Raw genomic sequence first — 13,684 nt, 5'->3', positions numbered from 1 at the left:
CAACCACGGCACAGCCCCGCACCGTCCTACGGTGCGGGGCTTTCGCCATGTACGGTCTGACCGACGACTCCAGGGGTGAGTGGTGGGGAGAAACGGGGGAAGAGGACGGATCATGTCGCGAGTGCCAGGGTGGCTCGGCCGGGTCGGAGCCGGACTGACCGAGGTCAGCAAGCGGTTGGAGGAACGCCGCGCCGAGGTGGAGCGGGACCGCCCGCCGGACGCCGAGGACCCCGGGCCCGAACGGGTGGAGACCCCGCGCCCCGAACCCGCCCCCGAGCCGCCGCTCGAACACCCGGCCGTCGTCGTCCCGGCCCGCCCCGACCCGGCGCAGGCCGTGCCCTGGGGGGTACGGGTCGCGGCCGAGGCCGGCTGGCGGCTGCTGGTGCTGGCCGGCACGCTCTGGGTGCTCATGCGGGTCATCAGCGCCGTACAGCTGGTGGTACTGGCGTTCGCGGCCGCGCTGCTGATCACCGCGCTGCTGCAGCCGACGGTGGCGCGGATGAAGCGGCTCGGCGTGCCCCGCGGGCCGGCCACCGCGCTGACGGCGCTGTTCGGGTTCGTCGTGATCGGCCTCATCGGCTGGTTCGTGACCTGGCAGGTCATGGAGAACATCGACAACCTCTCCGACCAGATCCAGGACGGCATCGACGAGCTGCGCAACTGGCTGCTCAACAGCCCCTTCCACGTCACCGACAAGCAGATCAACGAGATCGCCAAGAACCTGCGGGAAGCGGTCGGCGCCAACACCGAGCAGATCACCTCGGCGGGCCTGGAGGGCGTGACCGTCGTGGTCGAGGCGCTCACCGGCATCCTGCTGGCGGTCTTCTCGACGCTGTTCCTGCTCTACGACGGCAAGCGGATCTGGCAGTGGTCGCTGAAGCTCGTTCCGGCGGCGGCCCGCCCGGGTGTCGCCGGGGCGGGTCCGGCGGCGTGGCGGACACTGACGGCGTACGTGCGCGGCACGGTGATAGTGGCTCTGATCGACGCGATCTTCATCGGCCTCGGCATCTACTTCCTCGATGTGCCGATGGCGGTGCCGCTCGCCGTGTTCATCTTCCTGTTCTCGTTCATCCCGCTCGTGGGTGCGGTGGTGTCGGGAGCGCTCGCGGTGGTCGTCGCGCTCGTCACCCAGGGGGTGTTCACGGGCGTCATGACCCTGGTGGTGGTGCTGGCGGTGCAGCAGATCGAGGGGCACATCCTCCAGCCGTTCATCCTGGGCCGCGCGGTCCGGGTCCATCCGCTCGCGGTGGTGCTGGCGGTCGCCTCGGGCGGCATGGTGGCCGGCATCGGCGGAGCGGTGGTGGCCGTGCCGCTGGTCGCGGTCACCAACACCGTCGTCGGTTATCTGCGCGCGTACTCTCACGAGAAGGCCGCGATCCAGGCACCCCGGCCGCGCGGTGCCACGGCGATGTCCGAACCGGACGCCCCGCTGCCGGCGGTGCCGGAGGTCCGGCCTCCGGCACCGGGGGGCGAGAAGCGGCCGGGGGACACCGGCGAGGAGTAGGCGGGGCTGCCGCACCGTCCGGCGACGCAGCTGCGGTACCCGGTGAGCGGTGTCGGTGCGGGGCGAGGGGTGTTGCGCAGCCCGGCGCTTGCGGGGTACCGCTGCGCCCACCCGTGCCGCCCCAGCGGCACGATTGCCCGCAGTTACGCCGGTCGCGGCACGGCTGCCCGCGGAGTGCGGGAGTGCGGGGTGTACGGGGCGGGCCCGCCCACCGGTCATGGTGGACGGGCCCGACGCGTGGGACGGGGCGGAGTCACTCCGCCAGGGCCGCCTCCGCGTCCAGCGTGGCGGCGACCGCCTGGACCACCGCGGCGATCTTGAAGGCCTCCTGGATGACCTCACGCTCCACACCGGCCTTGCGCAGCACCTGCTCGTGGGAGTCGAGGCACATGCCGCAGCCGTTGATCGCGGACACCGCGAAGGACCAGAACTCGAAGTCGACCTTGTCGACGCCCGGGTTGCCGATGACGTTCATCCGCAGCCCGGCGCGCAGGTTGCCGTACTCGTGGTCCGACAGCAGGTGACGGGTGCGGTAGAAGACGTTGTTCATCGCCATCACCGCGGCGGCGGCCTTGGCCGCCGTGTACGCCTCCGGCGACAGGTTCGCCTTCGCCTCCGGCTCCAGCTCGCGCAGCACGATCGCCGAGCGCGAGGCGATCGCCGTCGACAGCACCGTGCCCCACAGCTGCTGGGCCGGCAGGTCCGAGTTGCCGATGACCGAGCCCAGGTTGAGCTTCAGGTCCTTGGCGTAGTCCGGTATGCGGGACTTCAGGGAGTCGAGGGACATGTCAGGTCACTCCCCGGCCAGCAGCGCGACCGGGTCCAGGGTCTCGTCGCCCTTGCTCCAGTTGCACGGGCAGAGCTCGTCGGTCTGCAGGGCGTCCAGGACCCGCAGGACCTCCTTGGGGTTACGGCCGACGGAGCCGGCGGTCACCATGGAGAACTGGATCTCGTTGTTCTGGTCCACGATGAAGACGGCGCGCTTGGCGAAGCCGTCCTCGCCCTCGATGCCGAGGTCGCGCATCAGCTCGTGCTTGGAGTCCGCCATCATCGGGAACGGCAGGTCGCGCAGGTCGTCGTGGTCCTTGCGCCAGGCGTGGTGGACGAACTCCGAGTCACCGGAGAAACCGAGGACCTGGGCGTCACGGTCGGCGAACTCGTCGTTCAGCTTGCCGAAGGCGGCGATCTCGGTCGGGCACACGAAGGTGAAGTCCTTGGGCCACGCGAACACGACCTTCCACTTGCCCTCGTAGGTCTTGTGGTCGATCGTCTCGAACTCCTTGCCCTTCTCCAGCGAGACGCAGGCGGTCAGTTCGAACTCGGGGAACTTGTCACCGACAGTGAGCACAGGCTCTCCTTGCAGCGAAGAAACACCCCAATTGCGGGTGTTCCTCATGGGTTGGACCTTGTTGATGTTGGCACACCGCGTATTGATTAGTGAAATAGCTACACTCGGTCGTGTTGATCGGAGGTAGCTATCAGTGACCGTGGGCAAGAGGCGCAGACAGCCCAGCTTCGCTCAGCTCCGCGCGTTCGCCGCGGTGGCCGAGCATCTGCACTTCCGGGACGCCGCCTCGGCGATCGGGATGAGCCAGCCGGCGCTGTCGGGTGCCGTGTCGGCGCTGGAGGAGACGCTCGGCGTCACCCTCGTGGAGCGCACGACGCGCAAGGTGCTGCTCTCACCGGCCGGTGAGCGGCTCGCCGTCCGCGCCAAGGCCGTCCTCGGGGAGATCGGCGCGCTGATGGAGGAGGCGGACGCGCTGCGGGCGCCGTTCACCGGGGTGCTGCGGCTCGGCGTGATCCCGACCGTCGCGCCCTACCTGCTGCCGACGGTCCTGCGACTGGTCCGCGGCCGCTATCCGCTCCTCGACCTCCAGGTGCACGAGGAGCAGACCGCGAGCCTGCTGGACGGACTGGCCGGCGGCCGGCTCGACCTGCTGCTGCTCGCCGTGCCCCTCGGCGTGCCCGGCGTGACCGAGATCCCCCTCTTCGACGAGGACTTCGTCCTGGTCACCCCGCTCGGCCACCGGCTCGGCGGCCGGGAGGGCATCCCCCGCTCGGTGCTGCGCGAGCTGAACCTGCTGCTGCTCGACGAGGGCCACTGCCTGCGCGACCAGGCCCTGGACATCTGCCGGGAGGCCGGGCGGGCCGACGTCCCGGCCACGACGACGGCGGCCGGACTGGCCACGCTCGTCCAGCTGGTCGCGGGCGGCCTCGGGGTGACCCTGCTGCCGCGCACCGCCGTCCAGGTCGAGACCGCCCGCTCCAACCGGCTGCTCACCGCCTGCTTCGCCGACCCGGCCCCCGCCCGCCGCATCGCCCTCGCCATGCGCACGGGCACGGTGAGGGCGGCGGAGCACAAGCAGCTGGCGGCGGCCCTGCGAGCGGCGCTGCGGGACCTTCCGGTACGGATGGTGGGGAGCTGAGCGCCCCCACGGGCCGTACGGCTCCCACGGCCCGTACGGCTCCCACGGGCCGTACGGGCCGTACGGGCCGTACCGTTCACTCCGTGCGCAGGCCGTCCGGGCGCATCATGCGCAGCAGCGGGGGCAGGCTCAGCAGGGTCACCACGAGGACCACGCCCGCGCCCATGCCGGTCATCCGCAGCACGCTCGGCCAGTCCACGGCGACCGGTGCCGAGGTCATCTTCAGCAGCACCGCGCCCAGGGCCATGCCCACCACCGAGGCCAGCAGCAGCCCCAGGCCGATCGGGATCGCCGTCTGCCACAGCACCGACAGGCTCAGCGTGCGCCGCCGGGTGCCGAAGGCGATCAGGGCCGACAGCAGCTTGCGGCGTTCCCGCAGCTGCTCCAGCTGGGAGACCAGCAGACTCGCCCCGATCAGCGCCAGTACGGCGGCGGCGCCGACGAACAGGCCCGTGCGGATGGAGTCGTAGCGCTCGGAACGCTCGACGGAGTTCCACGTCGACAGATAGGCCAGCGGGTCGACCGCGGCCACCGTGTTGCGTATGTACTCGTCGGCGTACGGCACCGAGTCGTCGACCGACAGATACAGATGGCCGGTGACCGCCTCCGCCATGTTCGCGGGCACCGCGGCCGGGGTCACGAGGAAGCCGCCGCGCTTCGTCCCGGTCGGGTCCTCGATGGAGTCGGCCTGCTTCAGGTTCTCGGGGAGGGTCCAGGCGACGTTCTCCCTGCTGCTGTCGCTGATGGATTTCTCCAGGTACAGCTTCTGGCCCGGCCTGCTCAGCGACGGGGTGTCGGTGTCGTACTCGCCGCCCCGGACCGTGAACACGTCGCCGTCCGCGCACGAGGGCAGCTTCGCCACCTCGCGCAGGGTCGCGCAATCACCGATGGTCAACTGGGCGGTGCGCTCCGGGTCCTTGTTCCAGGGCCGGTCACCGAAGTACCCCTCGGACAGCGGATAGACCTTGCGGACGCCCTTGGTCTCCTCGAACTTCGTGGTGGCAGCGGCGAGTTCGCTGCCCTCCGGCACCCGCACCTGCATCTGCGCCAGTGACATGTCATAGCCGGTCTCCTCGGTGTAGTCGCCCTCCACCCCGGCGAACAGCATCTGCAACGCGATCGCGCCGGCCACGGCCACCGCGATGCCGTTGACCATGCGGGCCGCCGCACCGCTGCTCAGCTGCAGGCGGCGCACCGCCAGCTGCCAGGACACGCTGCCCGATCCGAGCCGGGAGACGACCGTCTCCACGATCCACGGCAGCAGCGCGGTGACCCCGACGAGCAGACAGATGACACCGCCGGTGACCAGGTACTGGTTGAACTCCCCGTTCTCCCGGCCCTGGCCGACCATGGGGAGCAGCATGCCGATCCCGGCCAGCGGCAGCAGCAGCCGCCACCACAGCCGGCGGCGGGCGGGCCGTGCCGTGCGCACCACGCCCAGCGGCTCGATGACCACCCCGCGCAGCGCCAGCAGGGTCACCAGCACCGCGGCCCCCGGAACCGCCACCGCGACCAGCAGCGCCAGCAGCGGCGAGGGGTTCAGATAGCTCGGGAAGACACTGATCCGGAACACCTCGACGGACGCCGCGAACTCACGCCCCGCCAGGAAGAACCCGGTACCGAACACCAGCCCCAGCAGCGCCCCGCCGAGCGCCTCGCCCGCGGCGATCCGCCGGGTCATGCCGCCGTCGGAGCCGACCAGCCGCAGCGCGGCCAGCCTGCGGTCGCGCCGCTCGCCGCCGAACCGTACGGCCGCGGCGATGAACACGGCGACCGGCATCAGCAGCACCACGAAGACGACCAGGATCAGCAGCATGAGGACCGGGTCCATCTCCTCCACGATCGGGTCGGGGTTCCCGAAGGAGTCGATACGGCCCACCATCCCGTCGCCGGCCCGCCCCGCGAGGCCCTCGGCGCCCGCGTAGTAGGCGAGCTCCTGCGAGCCGATCAGTCCCTGCTCACCGATCGTCCCCACGACGTCGTACGACAGCCGCTCCCGCAGCAGTTCGCCGCCGTCGGAGTCGAGGAGTTCCCTCAGCGCGGGGGAGACCACCATGTCACCCGGCGCCGGGAACTCCCGGAGCCCCGGCGGCAGCGGGGCCTTCTCGCCCTCCGGCTCCAGCAGCCGGCCGCGGATGTCCCGGCCGTCGAACTCGGTGTCGGTGTCCGCGGTCATCAGGGTGTCGTCGGCGCGCTCGATCTGTTCGCCGAAGGTGTAGTTGAGCCGCGCATCCTCCCGCCGTTCCCGCTCCGCCAGCGCGCCGGGCAGGGCGGTGGTCAGCAGCAGCAGCGCCACCCCCAGCCCGACACCGACGGCGGTGAGCAACGCCCGGATCCAGCCCTCGCGTCCACCGGCGAAGGCGAACCGCAGCCCCATGCCGAGGTCCCGCGCCCTCCCCCAAGCTCTCGACTTCGCTCGAGCAGGGCGGTGCCCCCAGCCCGTACTCATACGACGCGCTCCATGTCCCGGGACTTCCCGTCGCGCACGACGACCTCGCGGTCGGAGTACGCGGCCACCCGCGCCTCGTGCGTGACGAGGACGACGGCGGCGTTGGTGGACCGGGCGGCCTCGGTGAGCAGCTCCATCACCCGCTCACCGTTGAGCGAGTCCAGCGCGCCGGTCGGCTCGTCGGCGAACAGCACCCGCGGGCCGGTGACCAGTGCCCGGGCCACGGCGACCCGCTGGCCCTGACCGCCGGACACCTCGCCGGGCCGCTTCTTGCGGACGTCGTCGACCTCGAGGCGCTCCATCCAGGTCAGCGCGGCCCGCTCGGCCTCCTTGCGGGGCGCGCCGTTCAGCCGCAGCGGCAGGGCGACGTTCTCCACGCAGGTGAGCTCCGGCACGAGCTGCCCGAACTGGAAGACGAAGCCGAACTCGGAGCGGCGCAGCGCGCTGCGCTCGGCGTCGCTCATGGCGGTCAGCTCACGCCCGTCGTACATGATCGACCCGGAGTCGGGGGTGACGATCCCGGCGAGGCAGTGCAGCAGCGTCGACTTGCCCGAGCCCGAGGGTCCCATCACGGCGACGACCTCGCCGGGGTGGATGGAGAAGGCGGCGCCGTCGAGCGCGGGGGTCGGACCGTAGGCCTTGCGCAGGTCCTGCGCGGTGAGCAGGGAGCCGGGGGGAGGAGGCACGGTCATCGGGTCACCGCCGCACGGAGCTTGTCGAGACGCGCCGCGGTCAGTTCCAGCCAGCGCAGGTCGGCCTCGAGGTGGAACAGGGCGTGGTCGCAGATGAGCTGGTCGGCGAGATCGCCCTTGCGCTTGCGGTCGGTGAGGATCCGCATGCCGCGCAGATGCTCCGAGCGTTGCGTGTCGAGGATGTCGGCGGCGTCCCGGCTGGTGAGCAGCGCCAGGACGACCTTGGTGTAGAGCGTCGACTGGAGGTACGGCTCCGGCTTCTCCGGTGTGGCGAGCCAGCGCTCGACATCGGTGATGCCGGCCTCGGTGATCGCGTACCGCTTCCGCTCGGGGCCGCCGCCGGCCTCGATGCCGTCGACTTCGACGAGCCCGTTCTTCAGCAGGCGGGACATCGTCGAGTAGACCTGGCCGTAGTGCAGCGGCCGGTCGTGACCGAACTTCTCGTCGAAGGCCCGCTTCAGGTCGTAACCGTGACGCGGGCCGGACTCCAGGAGCCCCAGGAGGGTGTGACCGATGGACATGCGGAGCACTCTACACACGGTGTATACGCGATGTGTATACGCGGAGTGCGCAGTTCGTGCCGGGGTGTGCGGAGGCGCAGGTGGGGGCCGATTGTCACGGTTCTGCTACCGGGGCCGGCCCCGTCCGGAGTCCGCGGACGGGGCCGTTCAGGCCGACGGGGGTCCGGAGGCGGAGCCCCCGGGCGGCCGCCCGCGGCGGGGAAGGGGCCCGGTGTCACCGGGCAGCCTCCCCGCCTCGGCCAGCGCTCGCCGCAGCAGGAACTCGATCTGCGCGTTGGCGGAGCGCAGCTCGTCGTTGGCCCAGCGCGCCAGCGCCTCGTACACCGACGGGTCCAGTCGCAGCAGGACCTGCTTGCGCTGCGGCCGGCCCTGGGGGGCCGAACCCCCGGACGGAGTCGTCACTGGTAGAGCGTCCCGGTGTTGAGGACCGGCTGCGCGGAGCGGTCACCGCACAGCACCACCATCAGATTGGACACCATCGCCGCCTTCCGTTCGGGGTCCAGTTCCACGATGTCCTGCTCGGCGATCCGCGTGAGCGCCGACTCGACCATGCCCACGGCGCCCTCCACGATCTGCTGCCGCGCCGCCACGACCGCGCCGGCCTGCTGCCGCTGGAGCATCGCCGAGGCGATCTCGGGGGCGTACGCGAGGTGGGTGAAGCGGGACTCGATGATCTGCACACCGGCCGCCTCCACGCGCGCGTGCAGCTCGACGGCGAGCTTCTCGGTGATCTCCTCGGCGTTGCCGCGCAGCGAGAGGCCGTTCTCGTCGTGGGCGTCGTAGGGGTACTCGATGGCGATGTGCCGCACGGCCGCCTCGGTCTGGGTGGAGACGAACTCGATGTAGTCGTCGACCTCGAAGGTGGCCTGGGCGGTGTCCTCCACCCGCCACACCACGACCGCGGCCAGCTCGATCGGGTTGCCGTAGGCGTCGTTCACCTTCAGGACGGCGGTCTCGTGGTTGCGCACCCGCGTCGATATCTTCCTGCGCGAGGTGAGGGGGTTCACCCAGCGCAGCCCGTCCTGCCGGATCGTGCCCCGGTAGCGGCCGAAGAGCTGCACCACCCGCGCCTCGCCCGGCGCCACCATGTTCAGCCCGCACATGGCGAGGAACGCGGCGGCGGCGACCAGGACGCCGGCGATGATCAGTGCGGCCTTGGCGCCGGCCCCGGTGACCGCCGTGGCGGCGGCGATCAGCGCCGCGCCGATGAGCAGTCCGACCAGTCCGAGCAGCAGTGCCAGCCCGCCGCCGATGCTGTGCGCCGCGAACTCCCGTACGCGTGGCGCCGGCATCTCGGGCACGTCGGCCGTGACCTGCGTGTCGTGTGTGGACATGGGTGATCCCCCGTTTCTCCGGGTGCCCGCCGAGCGGCTAGCACCTGCCTAGCTAAGTGATATCACTTTACCCCGAGACGGCAACCTCACGCCCCTCTCGCACGTCGGTTCCGTTGAGGCGGGTGCTGATTGTCACGCCCGTAAAGGCCGGATCAGCGGCCCTTTGTCACAGCTTCCGGTGTTAGCTTTCTGAGCTGACCTGAGCGGCGAACTGGTGTGGCTGAAGAGCACACACGAACGAAGCGGAGCGGAACGGACGCATGGGACGAGCGGAAGAAAGACGCGCACGACAGCGCGGTGGGCGCCGTGCGGCACCCAAGGGCCGCCGTTCGTCGGGCGCGGCCGGCCGCGGCGGCATACGCCGCCTCTTCACCTGGAAGAAGATCCTCGGCACGTTCTTCGGCCTCTGCCTGCTCGGCATGGGCGCCTTCATCGTGCTGTACATGGTGATCGACATCCCCGAGGGGAACGCCGACGCCGAGCTGCAGGGCAACGTCTACAAGTACAGCGACGGCTCGATCATGGCCCGCAAGGGCTACAACCGCGAGATCGTCGACCTCGCCAAGGTGCCCAAGGACGTCCAGCGCACCTTCGTCGCCGCCGAGAACAAGTCGTTCTACAAGGACTCGGGCGTCGACCTCAGGGGCACCGCGCGCGGTGTGCTCAACACGCTCTCCGGCAAGGGCGCGCAGGGCGGTTCCACGATCACCCAGCAGTACGTCAAGAACTACTACCTGTCCCAGGAGCAGACCGTCAGCCGCAAGCTGAAGGAACTGGTCATCTCCCTGAAGCTGGACCGGGAGAAGTCCAAGGACTACATCCTCGCCGGCTACATCAACACCAGCTACTACGGCCGCGGCGCCTACGGCATCCAGGCCGCCGCGCAGGCCTACTACCGCGTCGACGCCGAGGACCTCACCGTCGAGCAGGGCGCGTACCTCGCCGCGCTGCTCCAGGCGCCGAACCAGTACGACTGGGCGATCGCCAGCGACACCGGCAAGGAACTCGTCCAGGAGCGCTGGAACTACGTCCTGAACAACATGGTCGAGCAGAAGTGGCTGGACCGGGCCGACCGCCGGAGCATGAAGTTCCCCGTTCCCGAGGAGCCCAAGGCCGCCCCCGGCATGGAGGGCCAGGCCGGGTACCTGGTGGAGGCGGCCAACACAGCGATCAAGCAGCAGCTCGTCGCCCAGGGCACCGCCGAGGACATGAAGCAGGCCGACGCCATGCTGGACCTCGGCGGCTACACCGTCACGCTCAACATCGACAAGAAGAAGCAGAAGGCGCTGGAGGAGGCGGTCAAGACCAAGCTCACCAGCAGGCTCGACCCCGACAAGCGCGAGGTCGACGCCGACGTCCAGGCCGGCGCCGTGTCCGTGAACCCCAAGACGGGCGCGGTCGTGGCGATGTACGGCGGCGTGGACTACGTGAAGCACTACCGGAACAACGCCACCCGCGACGACTACCAGGCCGCCTCGACCTTCAAGCCGGTGATCCTCGCCGCGGCCGTGGACCAGGACGCCGAGACGCAGGACGGCGTGCCGATCACGGCGAACACGATCTACGACGGCACAAGCGAGCGCCCCGTGATGGACGACGGCCGCAAGGTCGGCTTCGCGCCGCCCAACGAGGACGACAGGAGTTACGGAGACATCACCGTCCAGGAGGCGATGAACAAGTCCGTCAACTCGGTCTTCGCGCAGATGGGCATCGACGTCGGCATGACCGAGGTGGTCGAGACCGCGGGCGAACTCGGCATGGAGACCGAGGGCATGGAGGCCGTGCCCGCGCAGACCCTGGGCAGTATGGGCGCGAGCCCGCTGGAGATGGCCGGCGTCTACGCCACCCTCGACAACCACGGCAAGAAGGTCACCCCGGCCGTCGTGAAGTCGGTCGAGCACAAGGACCGCCAGGTCGAGTTCCCCGACCCGATCGGTGAGCAGGTCATCAGCCGCGAGGCCGCCGACACGGTGACCTCCGTGCTCACCGGCGTGGTCGACGACGGTACGGCCCGGCAGTCCGTGCGGGAGAACCCGCTGCGCAACGGCCAGCAGGTCGCCGGCAAGACGGGTACGTCCGACAACAACAAGTCGGCCTGGTTCACCGGCTTCACCCCCGAACTGGTCACCTCGGTCGGTCTGTTCGGTGAGGACTCGAAGACGTTCGCCCAGGTCCCGATGTACCGGGCGGCCGGCGTCGACTACCGCGTCAACGGCGGTGGCCCCCCGGCGGAGATCTGGGCCGCGTACACCTTCGGCGTCATGGACGAGGTCACCGAGTTCGACCTGGACACCAAGCAGGGCGCCGCGGTGAAGCCGAGCGGCTCGCCGTCGGTCTCGCAGTCGCCGTCCCGGACGCCGAGCGAGGAGCCGACGACCGAGGAACCGGCCACCGAGGAACCCTCCGAGACCCCGTCCCGGACGCCGACGTCGGAGCCGCCCACCCAGACGCCGACGTCGGAGCCGCCGACGAAGACGCCCTCCCCACCGCCGACGCTCGAACTTCCGGGCGACCCGGACGACCCGGACGACCCGGGCGACGAGCAGGAACAGTAGGAGAAGACGCAACAGTTGAAGCGGGCCCGACGGTTCACCCGACGTTCACCCGAATGTCACCGTGGCGGGCCCGCTCGACGGAACCGCCCTATCGTGGTGCGCATGCTTCAGCAGCAGAACACCCGCACCCGTCTCGTCCGTGATGCCCGAATACGGGAGACGGAGCCCCGGGTGAACCCTCTGGACCGGTACCGCGCGTCGCTCTACGACGCGATACGGAACATGGGCGCCTACGGAGCGAAGGCAGAGGCGGAAAGGCACACGGACGGTGGTGATGGCCTCAGGTCCTGACCCGTACTCGGAGGAACCCCGCGGGCGCACCACGGGGGACAAGTACTTCAAGGAGTTCGTGAGGCTCGTGCACGTGAGCCTGCGGAGCTGGTGGTGGGGCGAACCGTTGGCCGCGACGTTCGGCGGGGCCGGCGGGGCCTGGCTCGGTCACGACGACGACCTGCCACTGGACGAGGTGATGGGTGTCGCCGTCTCCATGGTGGGTGTCATCATCGGATCCGTGTTCGCCATCCTCGCGATGATCACACGCGCCTGCGACAACTCGTTCCTGAAGAAGGCGAGAAAAGCGGGCCTGCTGCCCGTCGTGCACTACCTGTGGCCGTTCTTCACCATCATCGCGATGGGGGTCCTGTCCATCCTCTTCCTGATGGTGGTGGCCGGTATATCCGAGGACGCCCCGGTGGCTCTGCGCATGACGGCCGGTGCGGCAGCGGGCTTCTGCGTCCTGTGGACGCTGGCCGGACTGCTCCCCGCGCTGGGGGCGCTCATCGTCTTCACCCGCCTCATCGAGAAGACCTCCGGCATACAGGAATGACGTCGGCGGAAACGAAGCCGGCGCGGAAGCGCGTACCGCGTCTCCCGCACCGGTCGGTCGTGGCTCCCCGCGTCACTCGTCGACGTTGAGCACCAGGTGGATGTGACGGCCCTCGATGGTGATGGAGCCGTCGCCGTAGGCGGAGCGGTAGTGGCCGGTTCCGCCGGTGATGGCGGTCTTGGACGTCACCCGCTCCGGCGGGCTGTACCTGATCATGTCGCTGAGCGTCAGGGTGCCGTTCGCCATGCGCAGCACGCGGGTGCACTGCGCGGTCACCTCGTGGCCCCGGACCTTGACCGCCACACAGTCCGACTGGCCGTCACCGACGTGCCGGAGCTGACGCCCCTTCTCCGCGTCCGTGTGCTTGGCGTACAGATCCAGGTGGTTCGTCCAGGCGTCGCCGGTCGAGACGCCCTGGGCCGGCCAGGTGTCGAGCCGGCTGATGCCGAGGAACTCGACCCTCTCGGTGTCGATCTCGTCCTTCTCCTCGGCGGCGTGCGCCAGGGTCGGGAAGAGGGCGAGCGTGGCGGCGAGGGCGGTGACGGCAACCCCGCGGACAGCCGATGTGATCACGGAACCTCCAGTCCGGGCGGGGTCAGTCATCGACGGAAAGGTCGAAGTGGACGCGGTTGCCCTCGAGGGTGATGTAGCCCTCGCCCTCGGCGTCGTTGTAGACGCCCGTGCCACCCGCGATGGCGGTCTTGCTGGTGATCCGCTTGTCGTCCTTGCGGCTGATCATGTCGTGGAGGGTGATCTCCCCGTCATGCATGCGCAGGACCCGCGTGCACTGGGCGGTGACCTTCTTGCCGACTTCGACGGCGGTGCACCGGGTGCCGGCGTCGCCGACGTGCTTGTTGTCGAGCGAGTACAGGTGCATGTACGTGGTCCAGGTGTCGCCCGCCTTGAGCTTCTTGGGGCTCGTGTCGGTCTCGACGACTCCGACGAGCTGCAACCGCACGACGTCTTCGTCCCCGACGTCTGCGGCAGCCTGCGAGGTGAACGAGAAGGAGAGGGCTGCGGCCAGAGCGCCGACGGTCAGGGCGCTGCGGACGGTGGCAGAGGGCATGAATCCTCCAGGTGTGCTGTGGACGCTCGGCATGGAGGAGCGTCGGTGACGCATTCCACGCACTGGGGCCCTGCCGCGCAACGCACCGTGCGCGGCGGACCACGCGAACCACTCGAACAGCGGCACGCCCCGTACCCCTTGCGGTCGCCTGCGCGCCGCCGTCGTGTCCGCGGGTGCGGGCCCGTCGTCACCGTGTTCGCGGGTGCGGGCCTGTCGTCACCGTGTTCGCGGGTGCGGGCCTGTCGTCACCGTGTTCGCGGGTGCGGGCCTGTCGTCACCGTGTTCGCGGGTGCGGGCCTGTCGTCACCCGT

Annotated in this window: 13 protein-coding genes; 4 read left to right on the top strand and 9 right to left on the bottom strand. The window is 70.1% G+C overall.

The genetic code is table 11. The features are described from left to right. Positions 1–112 precede the first annotated feature (112 nt). Positions 113–1,504, top strand: a complete 1,392-nt coding sequence (locus AB0A94_RS27225; protein WP_361748519.1) for an AI-2E family transporter — start codon at positions 113–115, stop codon at positions 1,502–1,504. 253 nt (positions 1,505–1,757) lie between these two features. Here AB0A94_RS27225 and AB0A94_RS27220 read toward each other — a convergent pair whose 3' ends face one another. Then, on the bottom strand, positions 1,758–2,291 hold the full coding sequence (locus AB0A94_RS27220) for an alkyl hydroperoxide reductase (protein ID WP_217129338.1): 534 nt from the start codon (positions 2,289–2,291) through the stop codon (positions 1,758–1,760). Positions 2,292–2,297: 6 nt separating this feature from the next. Next, a complete protein-coding gene (locus AB0A94_RS27215; protein ID WP_030418999.1) occupies positions 2,298–2,852 on the bottom strand; it encodes a peroxiredoxin in 555 nt (184 codons plus the stop codon). Between the two features lie 133 nt (positions 2,853–2,985). Here AB0A94_RS27215 and AB0A94_RS27210 point away from each other — a divergent pair, with 133 nt between their 5' ends. After that, positions 2,986–3,930 (top strand): LysR substrate-binding domain-containing protein, encoded by a 945-nt coding sequence (locus AB0A94_RS27210; protein ID WP_361748518.1) that lies wholly within the window; start codon positions 2,986–2,988, stop codon positions 3,928–3,930. Positions 3,931–4,006: 76 nt separating this feature from the next. On the opposite strand, the gene AB0A94_RS27205 is transcribed toward AB0A94_RS27210, so the two are convergent. From AB0A94_RS27205 to AB0A94_RS27185, 5 genes are all read right to left on the bottom strand, one after another. Next, on the bottom strand, positions 4,007–6,307 hold the full coding sequence (locus tag AB0A94_RS27205; RefSeq protein WP_361748517.1) for an FtsX-like permease family protein: 2,301 nt from the start codon (positions 6,305–6,307) through the stop codon (positions 4,007–4,009). A 68-nt stretch (positions 6,308–6,375) separates the two neighbouring features. Then, a complete protein-coding gene (locus AB0A94_RS27200; RefSeq protein ID WP_361748606.1) occupies positions 6,376–7,065 on the bottom strand; it encodes an ABC transporter ATP-binding protein in 690 nt (229 codons plus the stop codon). A gap of 2 nt (positions 7,066–7,067) precedes the next feature. Beyond that, positions 7,068–7,592: a PadR family transcriptional regulator gene (locus tag AB0A94_RS27195; protein WP_037939462.1), complete on the bottom strand. Its 525-nt coding sequence runs from the start codon at positions 7,590–7,592 to the stop codon at positions 7,068–7,070. 147 nt (positions 7,593–7,739) lie between these two features. Beyond that, entirely contained in the window at positions 7,740–7,994 is a 255-nt protein-coding gene (locus AB0A94_RS27190) for a hypothetical protein (RefSeq protein WP_361748516.1), read from the bottom strand. Beyond that, positions 7,991–8,926: an SPFH domain-containing protein gene (locus AB0A94_RS27185; RefSeq protein WP_361748515.1), complete on the bottom strand. Its 936-nt coding sequence runs from the start codon at positions 8,924–8,926 to the stop codon at positions 7,991–7,993. Before AB0A94_RS27185 ends, AB0A94_RS27190 begins: the two co-directional genes overlap by 4 nt. A 260-nt stretch (positions 8,927–9,186) precedes the next feature. Between AB0A94_RS27185 and AB0A94_RS27180 the strand changes: the two genes are divergently transcribed. Both AB0A94_RS27180 and AB0A94_RS27175 read left to right on the top strand, forming a co-directional pair. Next, positions 9,187–11,481 (top strand): transglycosylase domain-containing protein, encoded by a 2,295-nt coding sequence (locus AB0A94_RS27180; protein WP_361748514.1) that lies wholly within the window; start codon positions 9,187–9,189, stop codon positions 11,479–11,481. 274 nt (positions 11,482–11,755) lie between these two features. Beyond that, entirely contained in the window at positions 11,756–12,307 is a 552-nt protein-coding gene (locus AB0A94_RS27175; protein WP_361748513.1) for a hypothetical protein, read from the top strand. A 72-nt stretch (positions 12,308–12,379) separates the two neighbouring features. Here AB0A94_RS27175 and AB0A94_RS27170 read toward each other — a convergent pair whose 3' ends face one another. Further along, on the bottom strand, positions 12,380–12,880 hold the full coding sequence (locus tag AB0A94_RS27170) for a hypothetical protein (RefSeq protein ID WP_361748512.1): 501 nt from the start codon (positions 12,878–12,880) through the stop codon (positions 12,380–12,382). 22 nt (positions 12,881–12,902) lie between these two features. Further along, a complete protein-coding gene (locus AB0A94_RS27165) occupies positions 12,903–13,373 on the bottom strand; it encodes a hypothetical protein (RefSeq protein ID WP_361748510.1) in 471 nt (156 codons plus the stop codon). Between the last annotated feature and the right edge of the window lie 311 nt (positions 13,374–13,684).

The organism is Streptomyces sp. NPDC044984 (assembly GCF_040646935.1).
Lineage (GTDB): Bacteria > Actinomycetota > Actinomycetes > Streptomycetales > Streptomycetaceae > Streptomyces.
Note: the sequence above shows the minus strand (reverse complement) of the source record. Positions and strands in the feature narration are given on the sequence as shown.

What these genes read in the sequence shown, in the direction of transcription:
- AB0A94_RS27225 (WP_361748519.1), top strand. Translation starts at nt 113, where the DNA reads ATGTCGCGAGTGCCAGGGTGGCTCGGCCGGGTCGGAGCCGGACTGACC.
- AB0A94_RS27220 (WP_217129338.1), bottom strand. Translation starts at nt 2,291, where the DNA reads ATGTCCCTCGACTCCCTGAAGTCCCGCATACCGGACTACGCCAAGGAC.
- AB0A94_RS27205 (WP_361748517.1), bottom strand. Translation starts at nt 6,307, where the DNA reads ATGGGGCTGCGGTTCGCCTTCGCCGGTGGACGCGAGGGCTGGATCCGG.
- AB0A94_RS27195 (WP_037939462.1), bottom strand. Translation starts at nt 7,592, where the DNA reads ATGTCCATCGGTCACACCCTCCTGGGGCTCCTGGAGTCCGGCCCGCGT.
- AB0A94_RS27185 (WP_361748515.1), bottom strand. Translation starts at nt 8,926, where the DNA reads ATGTCCACACACGACACGCAGGTCACGGCCGACGTGCCCGAGATGCCG.
- AB0A94_RS27180 (WP_361748514.1), top strand. Translation starts at nt 9,187, where the DNA reads ATGGGACGAGCGGAAGAAAGACGCGCACGACAGCGCGGTGGGCGCCGT.
- AB0A94_RS27175 (WP_361748513.1), top strand. Translation starts at nt 11,756, where the DNA reads ATGGCCTCAGGTCCTGACCCGTACTCGGAGGAACCCCGCGGGCGCACC.
- AB0A94_RS27165 (WP_361748510.1), bottom strand. Translation starts at nt 13,373, where the DNA reads ATGCCCTCTGCCACCGTCCGCAGCGCCCTGACCGTCGGCGCTCTGGCC.